Genomic DNA, 15,166 nt, shown 5'->3' with positions numbered 1-15,166 from the left:
ACTCATCAGGTCATGCGTCATGACGGAGGTCGTCTATCGTGGATCCGCGCCCGGACATTGCTGCCAACCGCCTGTCACCCCACTGTCTGGCCATAAATTTCGCCGACGCTCATCCGCCACTGACCGGCGGACAGGCGTCGATCGAGGCTGATCGCTGCTATTTCTGCTACGACGCACCATGCGTGGAAGCGTGCCCCACCGGCATCGATATCCCCGGCTTCATCCGGGGCATCGCCACCGGCAACCTGGCCGGCGCGGCGCACACCATCCTGGAGTCCAACATCCTCGGCGGCTCCTGCGCCCGCGTCTGCCCGACCGAAATCCTGTGCGAAGGCGCATGCGTGCGCACGGCGCAGGAGGAAAAGCCGGTCGTCATCGGCGCATTGCAGCGCCATGCCACCGACTGGCAGATGGATTCCGGCACCCAGCCCTTCTCCCGCGCCGCCGAAACCGGCCGGCACATCGCCATCGTCGGCGCCGGTCCGGCCGGACTTGCCTGTGCGCACCGCCTGGCCATGCACGGGCATGCGGTCACCATCCTCGATGCGCGTCCCAGAGCCGGCGGCCTGAACGAATACGGCATCGCCGCCTACAAGCTGCCGGACGATTTCGCTCAGCACGAGATCGATTTCATCGCCGCCATCGGCGGCATCACCATCCAGACCGACCGGATACTGGGTCGCGATGTCACGCTGGCCGATCTGGAGGCCGCCTATGATGCCGTCTTCCTCGCCATCGGCCAGGCCGGCGTGCGCATGTTGGGCATCGAGGGGGAAAATCTGGATGGCGTCATGAACGCCGTGGATTTCATCGCCGGCCTCCGCGCGTCGGCCACCGGGGCCGATGTCCCGATCGGGCGGCGCGTGGTCGTGATCGGCGGCGGCAACACCGCCATCGACGCCGCCGTGCAGGCCCGCCGCCTCGGCGCCGAGGAAGTGACGCTGGTCTACCGGCGCGGAGCCGAAACCATGTCGGCTACCGGGGTCGAGAAGGCGTGGGCACAGACCAACGGCGTCACCATCCGGACGTGGGCCGCCCCCCTGCGCCTCGACGGGGTCGACGGCACACTCCGTTCGGTCACCTTCACCCGCGGCCGGCTGCATGATGGCCGACCGGTCCACGACCAGGGAAATTTCACGCTGGAAGCAGACATGGTGCTGAAGGCCGTGGGCCAGCTTTTCCTGGCCGACCCGCTGGATCGCGGCACGATCGCCATCGAAAACGGCCGCATCGCGGTCGACGACCAGGGCCGCACCACGCGCAGCCTCGTCTATGCCGGCGGCGACTGCACGCCCGGCGCCGACCTGACGGTGGTGGCGGTACGCGACGGCCGCAACGCCGCCGAAGCCATTCATGCCGACCTTACAGCCGCAACCGGAGCCTGAGCCATGGCCGATCTGCGCAGCCTCTTCGCCGGCATCCGCTCGCCCAACCCGTTCTGGCTGGCCTCCGCCCCGCCAACCGACAAGGAATATAACGTCCGCCGCGCGCTGGAGGCCGGCTGGGGCGGCGTGGTGTGGAAAACGCTTGGCGAAGACCCGCCGGTGGTCAATGTCAGCAGCCGTTACGGCGCCTTCAACTACAACGGCAACCGGCTCGTCGGGCTCAATAATATCGAACTGATCACCGACCGCCCGCTGGCCGTCAACCTGGCCGAAATCAAGTCGGTCAAACGCGACCACCCCGACCGTGCCATCGTGGTCAGCCTGATGGTGCCCTGCGTCGAGGAAAGCTGGAAACGCATCCTGCCGCTGGTGGAAGAGACCGGTGCCGACGGCATCGAACTGAATTTCGGCTGCCCGCACGGCATGTCGGAACGCAACATGGGTTCGGCCGTCGGCCAGGTGCCCGAATATGTCGAGATGGTCACGCGCTGGGTGAAGCAGAACACCCGCATGCCGACCATCGTGAAACTGACGCCGAACATCACCGACATCATGCAGCCGGCCGGCGCAGCCCTGCGCGGCGGTGCCGATGCGGTCTCGCTGATCAACACCATCCAGTCGGTCGTCGCGGTCGATCTCGATGCCATGGCGCCGATGCCGGTAGTCGGCGGCCTGGGCACTCATGGCGGCTATTGCGGCCCGGCCGTCAAACCGATCGCACTGCGCATGGTGGGCGAGATCGCCCGCAACCCCGACACGCGCGGCCTGCCGATTTCCGGCATCGGCGGCATTTCGACATGGCGCGACGCCGCCGAATTCCTCGTCATGGGCGCCGGAACGCTGCAGGTCTGCACGGCGGCGATGCATTACGGTTTCCGCATCGTCGAAGACATGATCACCGGCCTGTCCAACTGGATGGACCAGAAAGGTTTCGCCGCCATAGACGACGTCACCGGCCGCGCGATTCCGAATTTCGTCAACTGGAACCAGCTCAACCTCAAATTCAAGACCCTCGCGAAAATCGACCAGGATGCCTGCATCAAATGCGGCCTGTGCCATATCGCCTGCGAGGACACATCCCACCAGGCCATCGCCAGACTGCGCCGCGACGGCACGCGGCGCTACGAGGTGATCGACGAGGAATGCGTGGGCTGCAATCTCTGCGCCCATGTCTGCCCGGTCGGTGACTGCATCACCATGGTACCGCAGCCGGTGGATGAGGTGCTGACCTGGCCTCATCATCCGAACAATCCCGCACAAGCGGCCAAGTAAAAAAGGACGTCAATCCGTTCAGGAACCTCGCACGCCCCAGCACAAAAATCCTGAAAAATAAATATTTTTTGGTTCTTTTTTCAAAGAAGAACGCCCTCTTCAAACATCCTTCGGCGGCTCCACCGGGAGCCGCCAATTGATCGGCGTCAACCCATGGCTGATCAGAAATTCATTGGCCTTGGAAAAATGACGGCAGCCGAAGAAACCATTATGCGCCGAGAGCGGTGACGGATGCGCCGCTTTCAGCACCAGATGCCGCGACTGGTCGACAAAGGCCGCCTTTCGCTGGGCATACGCCCCCCACAGCATGAACACAGCAGGCGTACGCTGTTCATTGACGCGGGCGATCACGGCGTCGGTAAACTGCTCCCACCCCCGCTTCTGGTGCGAGGCCGCATTGCCGCGTTCCACCGTCAGCACAGAGTTCAGCAGCAGCACGCCCTGCTTCGCCCAGGATTCCAGATAGCCATGATGGGCCGGCGGAATCCCCAGATCGCTCTGGAGTTCCTTGTAGATATTGACCAGCGACGGTGGAATGCGCACGCCGGGCCGCACGCTGAAGCACAACCCATGGGCCTGCCCATCACCATGATACGGGTCCTGGCCCAGAATCACGACCTTGACGTCGTTCAGCGGGGTCAGGTCCAACGCCCGGAAATATTCCGCCCCCTTGGGGAAGATCACCTTGCCCCGTGCCTTCTCGGCCTGAAGGAATTCCTTCAGCGCCTGCATGTAGGGTGCGTCGAATTCGGGGGCCAGAGCCGTCTTCCAGCTCTCATCCAGTCTGATCGTCATGACGGCATCAAGCGACGCCACGCCGCAAAAATCAAGCCGCACCGCCCGCCCCCGCCATTCAGGGCAGGGGCGGAACAGGCTCAGGCCGCAACATCCACCAGCACGATTTCGGCATCGTCGAGCGCGCGCACGACCAGCGTGTCGGTCTCCGAAATCGCTGCGCCGTCCCGTGTGCCCACCGTCTTTCCCTCGATCTCCACGCTGCCCTTGGCGGGGACGAGATAACCCATCCGTTCCACGCCCAGCCGGTATTTCGCGCTCTCCCCCTTCTTCAGGGTCGCGCCCAGAACCCGCGCATCGGCATGGATCGGCAGGGCATCGCCCCCCGCGTCGGCATCGTAACCCGAGGCCAGCGCCACGAACCCGCCGCCACGCTCGCCCCGGGGAAAGCTCCGCGTGCCCCACGATGGCGCATGCCCCGCACGATCGGGCATGATCCAGATCTGGAAGATGCGCGTCGTGCCGGGCTCGCGGTTATACTCGCTATGCATGATGCCGGTCCCGGCCGACATCACCTGCACGTCGCCCGCCTCGGTACGCCCCGAATTGCCCAGATTATCCCGATGCGTAATGGCTCCTTCGCGCACATAGGTGATGATTTCCATGTCGCGGTGCGGATGGGTGCCGAACCCGGTCCCCGGCGCGATGGCATCATCGTTCCATACGCGCAGCGCACCCCAGTGCATCCGGCGCGGATCGTAATAATCCGCGAAAGAAAAATGATGTTTCGCATCGAGCCAGCCATGATCGGCATGCCCCAATTCCGCGAACGGCCGAACGTCGATCATCGTGATCGCCTCCGATGTGTTGAATGTCTGGAGGGACCCTACGCCTCCGCCGATGACCGGCGATACGGCAGGAAGCGAAACCCTTCGTTTCCGCAATTTCCACGTCCCAGCACCACCGACACCCGCGTCTGGACGCTCCCTCTCAGAAAATATATGGAAAGAGATCTACCTGACCGTTTCAAAAGAGGCTGCTCCGCATGCGATTGCCCGATTTCGAAGCCTGGGCGATTTTCGCGAAAGTGGCCGAATGGGGCTCGTTCGCACGTGCGGCCGAGGATATCCAGCTCTCCAAACCAACGGTCTCGAAGGCCGTCTCCCGGCTGGAACAGGCACTGGGCGCCAGCCTCTTCAACCGCAATTCTCGGCAATTATCCCTCACCGAGATGGGCCGCCACGCCCTGGGCCATGCCAGCCGGATCATCGCCGAAGCCGAGGCCGCCGAGGCGGAAGCCAGGGACGGCACGCTGAAACCCTCAGGCCTGATCCGTATCGCGGCTCCCATGACGTTCGGCGTCAAGCATCTCTCACCGATCCTACCCGCCTTCCTGCATCGCTACCCCGATATCGACCTTACGCTCGATTTCAGCGATTCGATCGTCGATCTGGTGGCCGAGGGCTACGACATCGCGCTACGGATCTCCTCGCTGGCGGATTCATCGCTGCGGGCCCGCCGGCTCTGCGCGGTCAGGCTGCTGCTGGTCGCCACCCCCGCCTGGCTGGATGTAACGGGCCGCCCCACCCATCCGCGCGATCTGGAGGCGCACAAGAGCTTCGTCTACACCAACACTTCGGCACCGGGGACGATCCGACTGCACCATGCGCCTTCCGGCAAGGATTACGTGCTGTCCCAAGCCTCGCGCCTGCGCGCAAACAATGCGGAAGGGTTCCTGCCGGCGCTCGAGGCCGGGCTGGGATTCGGCCTGTTTCCCGAATTCATGATCTGGGACAGCCTCCAGGCCGGACGCCTGGAAATCATCCTGCCAGACTGGCAGGCCTCCCCGATCGCGCTCTATCTGGTCACGCCTCCCAGCCCGCTGCGCCCGGCGCGGGTCAACGCGTTGCTGGATTACTTCATCGAGGCCTTCGCCCTGCCACCCTGGGCCCGTCACGCCACTCCGCAGGAGTAGCGCGTCTCACCGTTCACCGCCGGCTGTCGAGCCCGGCGATCAACAACGCATCCGCCTCTCCCGGAGCCGGCCGTCCGTAAAGATAGCCCTGCACTTCCCGGCATCCTTCCGCACGCACCAGCTCAAGCTGGTCCTCGGTCTCGACCCCTTCGGCGACGATCCGCACCCCCAGGCGCTGGCCCAGATCGGCGATGGCCCGTACCACGGCGGCACATTCCGGGCGTTCCAGCGCATCCCGCACGAACGAGCCATCGATCTTGATCTTGTCGAACGCGAATGTCCGCAAATGGGCCAGCGACGAATAGCCGGTCCCGAAATCGTCCAGCGAAATCCGCACCCCCATCTCACGTAGCGACAGCAACTCCTGGATGCCGCGATGCTCGTCGCTCAACAGCGCCGTCTCGGTCACCTCGATCTCCAGCCGCTCCGCCGGCAGGCCCGAAGCGGAAAGAGTCGCCGAGACGAGATCGACCAGCGTTCCCTTGCCCAACTGCATGGCAGACACGTTGACGGCCACATGCGCCTCGTCCGCCCATTGCGCGGCACTCCGGCAGGCCCGGTCCAGGATGAACGCGCCCAGTTGGTCGATCAGACCGCACTGCTCGGCCACCGGCACGAACCGGCCGGGAGAAACCCAGCCCTGCTCAGGATGATGCCAGCGTGCCAGGGCCTCGCGCGACGTCACACGCCCGGACGGAATATCGACGATCGGTTGGTAGAACACGAACAACCCATCCCCGCTCGCCAGGGCCGATCGCAGTTCCTCCTCCAGGCGCACGCGCTCCTGCACCTGCTTCTCCAGATCGGGCGAAAACAGCCTGGCGGTCCCCCTCCCGGCTTCCTTGGCGGCATATAGCGCCATGTCGGCGCGCGACAGCAGGATATCGGGTTCCCCACCATGTTCCGGCGCCAACGCAACGCCGACCGAGGCCCCAATCCGGATCGTCCGATCGTAATCCAGATCGAAGGGCGCGCCGAGCGCCGTAACGATCAGGTCGGCCAGCAACAGCGCCTGCTGGCGGGAATCATGGGGCAGCAGCACGGCAAACTCGTCTCCCCCGAGACGGGTCAGCGTGACGGCAGGACCATTGCAGACCATTTTCAGCCTCGCCGCTACCTGCTGAAGCAGGGCATCGCCGATCTGGTGCCCGCGCGTGTCGTTAACCAGCTTGAAGCCGTCCAGATCGACATAGAGCAGCCCCACGCGATTGCCGGGCGTGGCCAGACGATCTTCGAGTTCCCTGCGGAACGTGATCCGATTGGGCAATTCGGTCAACGCATCGTAATGCGCCAGATACCGGATGCGATTTTCCGCCTCCACTTCCTTGGTCACCAGCGCCCAGGTCAGCATGGGCGCCATATAATGACCGTCCATGGCGGTGATGGCGGAAATCTTCAGGTCCAGAACCTCGTCGCCCAGGCGGATGCGCGCATTGTGCGGCAGGTTGTTCGGGTCGGCGAGGATTCCGCGCTGATGGGCCGGCGAGCGGTGGAACACGTCGATGGAGGTACCGATCAGGTCATCGGCGCGGATCGGCAACAGATGTTCGATGCTGCGGATCAGCGCCTTGGACATCTGGTTGGCATAGTTGATGATATAAGTCTGCGGCTCCACCGTCATCACCGCCACGGGCATGTTGTCGATCATCCGCAGTAGCAGTTCCTGTTCCTTCGCCCGCCGCTGCTCCTCCGCCCGCGCATTCACGGTTTTTGAAAAATCGCGATAAGTACTGGTCAGCACGCCAAGGCCACCGATCGAATCGACAAGCAGGCTCATGGCCGCCGCCAGATGAATCGATGTCCCGCTGACCAGGCAAAGAATAAACAGCGTCACGTTGGCGATGATCGCCAGCCGGATCGCCGCGACCCGCAAATGGGCAAGGCAGTATATGACGGCCAGCGTGGTGGTGGCGATAAAGAAGAAGAGAAAGGACCGTGTCGCCTCGTCACCGTAGAAATAAAGGGCAAACGCCCATCCCGCCTGGATGATGACCAACCCGATGGAAAGACGGCTGGTATTGGCCAGCGCCGCCAGAACCTGATCAAGCGTCGGATCCGCCTTTCGCGCCTGCAGCCACGCGCGCATCCTCACAACACAGAACAAGGTACCCAGCGCAGGGCACAAGAGCGAAAGCCAGCCGGGTGCCTGTCGGGCAAAAACGGCGCCGAGCAGCCACGCGTTGACCATCAGGATGACATACATCGTCGGCAGGGTCTGGGCGCAGCGGTGGTACCTGGCCACCGCCAGTTCAGAGCTTTCAACCTCGCCTGTGCCAAACCAGTCTTCACGGCCGAAAGGCCAGTTGAGACTCTTCATGCCGCGCTCTCTGCCTGCGTCGTATCCACTGCACCTGCTCCATCCGGGCCGCCATGCAGCCGCGCGATCTGCCCCTTGCGAACGATGTCATCCACCGTGACGGGATGTCCGAGGAGAAATCCCTGCGCTTCCTCGCAGCCTTCGGCATTCAGCATCGAAAGCTGGTCGTAGGTTTCGATTCCCTCCGCCATCACTGGAATGCCGAAGCTCTTCCCCAACGCCAGAACGGCCCGGATGATGGCTGTCGTCTGGGTCGTCGCCGCCGTGGCACTGAAGAAGGACCGGTCGATCTTGATCCGGTCGAAGGTGAACGATCGCAGGGTATCCAGCGACGAATAGCCGGTGCCGAAATCATCCAGGGCAATGCTCACCTTCAACGCCCGGATCTGGCGCAGCATCTCCAGCGAGCGTTCACGATCGGCGAAGATAGTTGATTCCGTCAGTTCCAGTTCCAGCCGTTCCGGGGCCAACCCCGTCTCGGCCAGAACTTTCCGGACCATCGCCGGCAGGTCGGCGTTGATGAACTGCACGGCCGAGAGATTGACGGCAATCGTATAAGGCGGGTCCCACGTCACCGCTTCGCGGCACGCCGTGCACAGCACCCATTCCCCGATCGGCAGGATCAGCCCGCTCTCCTCGGCCAGCGGAATAAACTCACTGGGGGGGATCTGGCCCAATTTCGGGTGTTTCCAGCGCAGCAGGGCCTCGAAGCCACGAATGCTGCCAGTCGATACGATGGTCTGGACCTGATAATGCAACATAAGCTGGTTCTGGCTGATCGCATCACGCAGATCCGCGGCCAGCGCACGACGTTCGCGGATCCGTTCATCCATGCCGGCTTCGTAGAAACAGACCCGCTGCAACGGATTCGATTTGGCGCGATACATCGCCAGATCCGCGCAATTGACCAGGTTTTCCCTGTCGACGGCATCATCGGGAAAGATCGCGACCCCCAGGCTGCCCCCGGACGTGATTTCAAGATTTTCAAACGCGATCGGATCCGAAAGGGCCTGCTCGATCCGGGAGACGAACCCGGTGACATCGCCGGAGACACCGATGCGGTACAATGCCGTGAACTCGTCTCCACCGGTACGGGCGATGAACCGGCCCTGCTCACCCTGCTGCATGGCCTTCATGCGCTGGCCAAGCACGCGCAGCACCTCATCGCCAGCCGAATGCCCCCGCAGATCGTTGATGTCCTTGAAACGATCCAGATCAATGCCGATCAGGGCCAGCCGCCCCCCACGCTGCGCCGCCAGCGCGATTTCGAAATCCAGCCGATCATTGAAATTCGCCCGGTTCGGCAGGCCGGTCAGCGCATCGTTCAACGCCATGCGCCGCAATCGTTCGACGGTCTCGGCCCGAGTGCTGTCGTCGATCAGGTAGCTGACCATCCCCATCACCAGGATGATCAGGCTCATGCCGATCACCGCCATGATCATGGTTTTCAGGGCTTCGGAATGGGAAGGCACCATGCCATCGCCACCCGAGACGACATGAAAGGCCGTCATGCCCAGAAAATGCACCGACAGAATGGCGGCGGCGAACAGGGCCGCCATGGCATTGGTGCTCTTTGCCGTGCCCTTCAGCGCCATGTTCAGGGCCGTCATGGCCAGAAGCGGACCGAGTATACCCGACCCGACCACATAGGTCAGATCCCAATGGACCTGCCCATGGACATGATAGGCCATCATGCCGACGTAATGCATGGCCGCAATCGAAAGCCCCAGCAGCCCGCCGCCCACCAAGGAAGGCCATCTGATGACCTTGCTGCCGGCGGCAACGAACCCAAGAACGCTCCCGACAATGCAGATGAACAGCGAGAGCAGGGTCAGGAACGGATCGAACGTAACAGTCGTCCCTGACCGGAACCCCATCATCGCGATGAAGTGCGTGCACCAGATGGCCACACCGGTCGCCAGGGCGGTCAGCACATACCACCCGATCCGCTGCGACCCGTTCGTCTGCATGGCCCTGCGGAACAGGCGCGCCGTCACCCACGCCCCCACGCCGCAGAGAAGCGCTGCGACCAGCACGATCCAAAGATCATGCTCACGAAGGATGCAGGCGAATACAGAACTCACCGAAACATGTCTTTCTTCAAATGAAAAAAAGCGCCATTTTTCCGTCTAATATCACTGAAGAAATATTCTTCAAGGCCTTATCCAGTTCCACTGATACTGAATTCGGACATATCCCGACCACCACCAGTCATGGCAGAGCGCATTTTCAATCAGAATCCGACTATCGGGCCACAGGCGCCCACTTCCGCGGCAGATGGCCGTTCAGGGCTCGGCCACGCATCCAGGCACGCCCGCAAGACGCCCAAACGGCACCCTCACCTGCCGCTGACGCGCCCGGTTTCGCTTCGGTCATGCAGCATGATGGCCCTGAGCGCGGTCGCCAGGTCTTCCCCGGCCGGAGCCTGCATGTCCGCCCGGCGCAGCAGCGCGGGCACAAGAGCTGCCGCCCGTGCCGGGTTGCGCGTCCATACGCGCAGAAACGCCGCCAGTCGCCGGGCAACAGGCATCGGAAGCGCGCCGCCCGCCATGGCCTCGCGAATCTCGATCACGCACAGGCCCTGCACCATGACGGCCATATGCGCCGCGAAATAGGCGAAAAGCCGCTCCTGGGGCACACCGCGCCCGGTACGGACGGCGCGAACCATGCTATCCGCGTTCGTCATCAGCCAGGCGCGCGCCGAAGGCACCCTCCGCCCCGTCGCCAGGCCCGGCAACCGCCGTTCCGCCCAGCCGATGGTGCGCCGCAGATGCTCGTCGGGCCGAAAGGGCAGCACGAGCCGGAACATCGCCCCGGCAAAAAACACCGCCGCCAGAAAAGCCATCGTCCCGTTCAGGAAGGCGCTTTCGTCATACCGGCCGGCATTGGACGGCCCGATCAGGACCGGCAGAAACATGTTGAAGGAAAAGGCGTGGTTCACCAGCCGCGGCGTCCGCGCGGCCAGCCCGCCGACCACCATCGGCACCAGCAGGCAGAAGGCCAGCATTTCCGGCGCCGTCACCATCGGCATGATCAGCAGCACATAGACAGCGGCGACGATCGCACACCACATCGCCCCTCGGCCAAAGGCCGCCGAAGCCAGTACCGGCACCTCCCGCGTCGCCAGCAGTCCATAGACCAGCACGACATATGCGATGAACCCGATCCCCGATGGCCACGCCGTCACATACCAGATGACCGACGCAGCCAGCACGCCCGCCGCCACCCGCGCGCCATTCCTCAGCCCCTGCGTCGCCTGCCGTACCGAACGGCTGCGAAACCGAAAGCGATCCCCGCGGCGCGGCGCGGCTATGGCCTCGATATGCTGTTCCCCGCCATCCAGCATCCGCAGCACGGAGGCCCAGGGCGCCCCCGCGCGGATTCGCGCCAAGCCCGCCAGCAGGTCGGCCACCGCCGCGCGGGCGTGGTCTGCGACGCGCCCGGCCGCCGGCCCCATCTCCAGCACATCGAATTCGATCCGCGCCGATGCCGCCATGATGTCCGCCAGCAGGGCGCTTTCGGTCGCCGGGCCGGGCTCGGCCGCATGCCAGTTCTCCAGCCTCTGCCGCGCCATGGCGGACACGCCGCGCAACCGCGCCAGCAATGCCCCCCGCGCCCGCTCGCGCATGCCGGGCGAAAACAGCATGGCCAGCACAGCCTCGCAGAGAATACCGAGCGCGATATACGTCCCCCGCGCCATCGCGATGAAGAACGCATCGTCAGGCGAGGCGATACCATCCGTGGCAACGATGGCGGCCGTAAAGCTGGCAACCAGAAAGCCGTAGCTCCGGTACCCGTCAAAAGCCGTGGCCAGCCCGCAGCACAACCCAGTCCACAGGGCGAGGCAGAGAAAGAACAGCCCCGTCTCCTGCGGAAAGGCGGCGATCAGCGCCACCCCCACGCCGCACCCCACGACCGTCCCGGCCAGACGCCACCGTGCCTTGGAAAACGACTCCCCGCGCGAGGCCGTCGCCACGGTCCAGACGGTCAGCGGCGCCCATTGCGGGCTGCCCAGTTCCATCCACATCGCAATCAGCAACGACAGGATGGCGGCGCACGCGGTCCGGACCGCGAACCCCAGATCGGCCCGCGCAGGCGCGAACAGCCAGTTCCACCGCTCCGCGCTCACAGCCGTCTTCACTCCCCCGCTTTCGGCGGCGGACAGTGAGCGTGGGCACACGCGGCGTCCAAGTGATTTTCATGATCAAATCATAAAGCACGCTTATGAAGCCAAGACTCTCTTCTTCTGTCTTCCAAAAAAGAAGCAAAAAAGCCTCTGTCCGTTCAGAACCCTCACGCGCCCCAGCAAAAAAACTCCCAAACGAATCAAAGTTTTTTGGTTCTTTTTTTCAAAAAAGAACGCCTTTCCTCCATCGTCAGCACATCCGTCAGCACAAGGCTGGACGCCACATGCCAGCACCGCGCCATCAGTGCGCTGGTCATCGGCTGCCGCACCCGCACCAGCCCGACCGCCGGCGTCAACGACGGATCGAGCCGCCGGATCTGAAGCGGGATGCCATCCGTGCGCGGCGGCAAAGCCGCCACCGGCAGGACCGAGGCCAGGCGCCCCGCCCGAAGTTCCGCATGCAGAAGGTCGAGCGCATTCGTCTCGAAGCGCACATCGGGCACAACCCCCGCCTCCGCGAAGCCGCGATCGACGATCTGCCGGCTACGCATCGAACGGTCCAGCAGGCATAGCGGCAACCCGGCCGCATCACCCCAAGCACAGCGCACGCGACCCGGCATCACAATACCTGGTCCGCCCACCAGCACATGCTGCTCCACATAAAGCGCATGGGCCTCGAACGTCCCCCCGGCCGGCAACCGGTCGAGATAGACGATCCCCAGGCCGAACCGCTGCTCGGATAGCCCACGCAGGATGTCGCCATGCGCGGCAACGGTCAGTTCCAGATGCAGCGCCGGTATCGCGGCCCGCAGGCTTTCCATCAGCAGCGGCGCCAGTTGCTGGGCCGGTGGCATGATGCCGATGGCCAGACTACCGCCGGCCTCCTCATGCGCAAACCCGGCTTCCTGCCGCAACCCGTCCAGCGCGGCGAGGCTCTGCCGCGCCCAGGCCAGCACCCGCTCGCCCTCCGGCGTCAGCCCCAGCACCCGCTGCCGACGGCGAACGATGGTCACACCCAGTTCATGCTCCAACTGCCGGATCGCCGCCGAAAGCGCGGGCTGCGACACGCCACAATGTTCCGCCGCGCGCGAAAAATGGCGAAACCGATCGAGCGCCACGAGATAGGTCAACTGCCGGAGGAACAAGACGCCCTTCCTTCACTTTGCGGAACGTCCTGTTCTCCTTGCCGAAGACGCCGGTGCCGACAAGCCCCACCACCCTCATGCCGTAAAGAAACTGCTGAACCCCCGCGCCCGCAACGCCCGCCGATAGGCGATGGAACTCCGATCGGCCATCACATGCGCTTCCAGCGTGGGGTCCAGCGGCAGGTTCTCCGGCTTCTGGGCCTCGACGATGGCACGATCCTCCTCAAAGACCCGGCGATTGAACGCATACACATCCTCGACCGGCAGATCCCGGTCGAAATTGCGGCAGATCGGCGCAAACATCCGGGTCTTCCGCGCCGAAACCGGCGAGGCCGCATTCATGATCACCAGCCGCCCCTCATCGGGGAAATGAATCTCCAGCGTGGCGGTAAAGGGCACATGCACGCGGAAATGACGCAGCCACTCAAACCCCGGCCGCCCCCGATCCGACACCCCGATCGGATAATTGCCGACGCTGCTCCGGTACTCGGCCTCAAAGCCGGTCGGCGTCGGGGTCGGCATATAAGGCGGCACGACCGCATTATTCGGATCGGCGAAGGTTTCGGTGTGGACGAAGGCGAAATGCGCCACATCGATGAACCCCTCCACTTGTCGGCCGGCAAACCCCGCGATGTCGATCCAGGGGCAGGTGATCCGCTGGAAAGCCGGCTCGTCCCAATGCGGCATCGGCGGAATGGCGGGTTCGCCTTCGGGGTCCAGACAGGTCCAGATCAGCCCATAGCGCTCGACCGCCGGATAGGTCCGCAGATGCAGCCGGGGCGGGATATTATTGTCCGGATTGGCGGGAACATGCCTGCACCGGCCCTCGGCACCGAAAACGAGCCCATGATAGGCGCAGGCGATGGTCTGGCCGTCGCCCTTGCCCATGCTCAGCGGCACCCCGCGATGCGGGCACAGATTATCCGCCACCACAATGGCCTCGCCCGCCCGATACAAAACCAGCGGCGTATCCAGCAGCGTCACCCCCAGCGGCGCACTCCCCAACTCCCGCCCCAGCGCCACCGGATACCAGTTGCGTGCCAGCAGCCGCCAATCCTCGGGCAGGAAGGTGCAGTCACGCGGCAACGCTCTCCCGGCCGGGGCCGGGGCAGGGCTCTGGGAAACGACGGACATGGGGCCTCCTGGCATACGGGTCGGTCCCCATGGTTTCATAGCTGGTTCATTCGCGTATATATCAGAATTTCATCTTTCCCGTTCGCAAAATAAGAGCACCCTCGTCATGCCGGCTTTCTCGCGGTTTCTGCTCTATTTTCTGGCGGTCGCCCGGCACGGCTCGATCCGCCGCGCGTCCGAGGAATTGCGCATCGCCGCCTCGGCGATCGACCGGCAACTCCTGCAAGGTGAGAAAGCACTCGGTGCCCCCCTGTTCGAACGCCTGCCCACCGGCATGCGCCTGACGGCCGCCGGCGAGATCCTGCACGCCCACGCCCGACGCTGGCACCGCGATTTCGCGGATGTCGCCCGGCAGATCGACGATCTCAAAGGCTTGCGTCGCGGTCAGGTCACCCTGGTGGCGCCGGAGGCGCTGACGCGCTCCTTCCTGACCAGCCTCATTGCCCGGCTGCGGCAGACCCATCCCGGCATCGTCCTGAATCTCCGCATTCACGACAATACCGAGATCGCGAGCCTGCTGGATGACGGCAGCGCCGACCTGGCCCTGATGCTCGATCCCACGGGTATCCGCAGCCTGCATGTCAGGAACACGGCCCAGTTTCCGCTGGGGTTCGTCTCACCGCCCGGACACGGGCTGTCGCAACTGGCCTCCGTACGCTTTTCCGCCTGCGCCGACGAACCGACGATCGTCCCGGCCGCTCCCCTCGCCATAGCGGCAATCTTCACCCGCCTCGAAACCGATTGCGCGGTCACCGCACGCATGGCGACGACCAGTAACAATGTCCAACTGATCAAATCGCTGGTCGCCGCCGGCACCGGCATCAGCCTGCTGAGCGCGCTGGATGTGATGGAGGAAGTCGCCCACGGCCTGCTGTGCTTCACGCCGCTGGCCCATGCGTCCGTTCACCCGCTGGCCCTGTCACTGGTCCATGATCGCGGCCGGCATCTGTCCGCCGCCGCCCTGCTGGTTGCCGACATTCTCGATCACGAACTAACCGATCTAGCGAACATGGAACATGCAAGATAAAGCCGTCAATTTTCGTTATAACACCAAAGACTGAAGTCACCTCTTGGTGA

11 protein-coding genes are annotated in these 15,166 nt (G+C 64.0%); 4 read left to right on the top strand and 7 right to left on the bottom strand.

The window, feature by feature from the left end:
- Positions 1-38 precede the first annotated feature (38 nt).
- The gene (locus C7453_RS04270; RefSeq protein WP_114726303.1) at positions 39-1,385 is read left to right on the top strand and encodes an NAD(P)-dependent oxidoreductase; all 1,347 of its coding nucleotides are present in this window, start codon (positions 39-41) and stop codon (positions 1,383-1,385) included.
- Positions 1,386-1,388: 3 nt separating this feature from the next.
- Entirely contained in the window at positions 1,389-2,657 is a 1,269-nt protein-coding gene (preA, locus tag C7453_RS04265; protein ID WP_114726302.1) for an NAD-dependent dihydropyrimidine dehydrogenase subunit PreA, read from the top strand.
- 99 nt (positions 2,658-2,756) lie between these two features.
- On the opposite strand, the gene ung is transcribed toward preA, so the two are convergent.
- Complete coding sequence (gene ung / locus C7453_RS04260) at positions 2,757-3,452, bottom strand: uracil-DNA glycosylase (protein ID WP_114726653.1); 696 nt, start codon at positions 3,450-3,452, stop codon at positions 2,757-2,759.
- A gap of 80 nt (positions 3,453-3,532) precedes the next feature.
- On the bottom strand, positions 3,533-4,240 hold the full coding sequence (locus tag C7453_RS04255) for a pirin family protein (protein ID WP_114726301.1): 708 nt from the start codon (positions 4,238-4,240) through the stop codon (positions 3,533-3,535).
- Positions 4,241-4,437: 197 nt separating this feature from the next.
- On the opposite strand from C7453_RS04255, the gene C7453_RS04250 reads away from it, so the two are divergent.
- Positions 4,438-5,367, top strand: a complete 930-nt coding sequence (locus C7453_RS04250) for a LysR family transcriptional regulator (protein WP_114726300.1) — start codon at positions 4,438-4,440, stop codon at positions 5,365-5,367.
- Positions 5,368-5,380: 13 nt separating this feature from the next.
- Here C7453_RS04250 and C7453_RS04245 read toward each other — a convergent pair whose 3' ends face one another.
- The 5 genes from C7453_RS04245 to C7453_RS04225 all read right to left on the bottom strand — a co-directional run bounded on the left by C7453_RS04245 (position 5,381) and on the right by C7453_RS04225 (position 14,089).
- Positions 5,381-7,684 carry a putative bifunctional diguanylate cyclase/phosphodiesterase gene (locus tag C7453_RS04245; RefSeq protein WP_114726299.1) on the bottom strand — a complete coding sequence of 768 codons (2,304 nt, stop codon included), beginning with the start codon at positions 7,682-7,684 and terminating at the stop codon, positions 5,381-5,383.
- Positions 7,681-9,768 carry a putative bifunctional diguanylate cyclase/phosphodiesterase gene (locus tag C7453_RS04240; protein ID WP_114726298.1) on the bottom strand — a complete coding sequence of 696 codons (2,088 nt, stop codon included), beginning with the start codon at positions 9,766-9,768 and terminating at the stop codon, positions 7,681-7,683. The genes C7453_RS04245 and C7453_RS04240 overlap by 4 nt, the downstream gene beginning before the upstream one ends.
- Before the next feature lie 254 nt (positions 9,769-10,022).
- The gene (locus tag C7453_RS04235; RefSeq protein ID WP_245948774.1) at positions 10,023-11,825 is read right to left on the bottom strand and encodes an FUSC family protein; all 1,803 of its coding nucleotides are present in this window, start codon (positions 11,823-11,825) and stop codon (positions 10,023-10,025) included.
- A 185-nt stretch (positions 11,826-12,010) separates the two neighbouring features.
- Positions 12,011-12,955 (bottom strand): LysR family transcriptional regulator, encoded by a 945-nt coding sequence (locus C7453_RS04230; RefSeq protein WP_114726297.1) that lies wholly within the window; start codon positions 12,953-12,955, stop codon positions 12,011-12,013.
- Positions 12,956-13,030: 75 nt separating this feature from the next.
- Positions 13,031-14,089 carry an aromatic ring-hydroxylating oxygenase subunit alpha gene (locus C7453_RS04225; RefSeq protein ID WP_114726296.1) on the bottom strand — a complete coding sequence of 353 codons (1,059 nt, stop codon included), beginning with the start codon at positions 14,087-14,089 and terminating at the stop codon, positions 13,031-13,033.
- Positions 14,090-14,195: 106 nt separating this feature from the next.
- Between C7453_RS04225 and C7453_RS04220 the strand changes: the two genes are divergently transcribed.
- Positions 14,196-15,116: a LysR family transcriptional regulator gene (locus C7453_RS04220; RefSeq protein ID WP_114726295.1), complete on the top strand. Its 921-nt coding sequence runs from the start codon at positions 14,196-14,198 to the stop codon at positions 15,114-15,116.
- Positions 15,117-15,166: the final 50 nt, after the last annotated feature.

The organism is Gluconacetobacter liquefaciens (assembly GCF_003350405.1).
In the GTDB taxonomy this organism is placed as follows: domain Bacteria; phylum Pseudomonadota; class Alphaproteobacteria; order Acetobacterales; family Acetobacteraceae; genus Gluconacetobacter; species Gluconacetobacter liquefaciens.
This window is presented reverse-complemented; position numbering and strand designations above follow the sequence as displayed.

What these genes read in the sequence shown, in the direction of transcription:
- preA (WP_114726302.1), top strand. Translation starts at nt 1,389, where the DNA reads ATGGCCGATCTGCGCAGCCTCTTCGCCGGCATCCGCTCGCCCAACCCG.
- ung (WP_114726653.1), bottom strand. Translation starts at nt 3,452, where the DNA reads ATGACGATCAGACTGGATGAGAGCTGGAAGACGGCTCTGGCCCCCGAA.
- C7453_RS04255 (WP_114726301.1), bottom strand. Translation starts at nt 4,240, where the DNA reads ATGATCGACGTTCGGCCGTTCGCGGAATTGGGGCATGCCGATCATGGC.
- C7453_RS04250 (WP_114726300.1), top strand. Translation starts at nt 4,438, where the DNA reads ATGCGATTGCCCGATTTCGAAGCCTGGGCGATTTTCGCGAAAGTGGCC.
- C7453_RS04245 (WP_114726299.1), bottom strand. Translation starts at nt 7,684, where the DNA reads ATGAAGAGTCTCAACTGGCCTTTCGGCCGTGAAGACTGGTTTGGCACA.
- C7453_RS04225 (WP_114726296.1), bottom strand. Translation starts at nt 14,089, where the DNA reads ATGTCCGTCGTTTCCCAGAGCCCTGCCCCGGCCCCGGCCGGGAGAGCG.
- C7453_RS04220 (WP_114726295.1), top strand. Translation starts at nt 14,196, where the DNA reads ATGCCGGCTTTCTCGCGGTTTCTGCTCTATTTTCTGGCGGTCGCCCGG.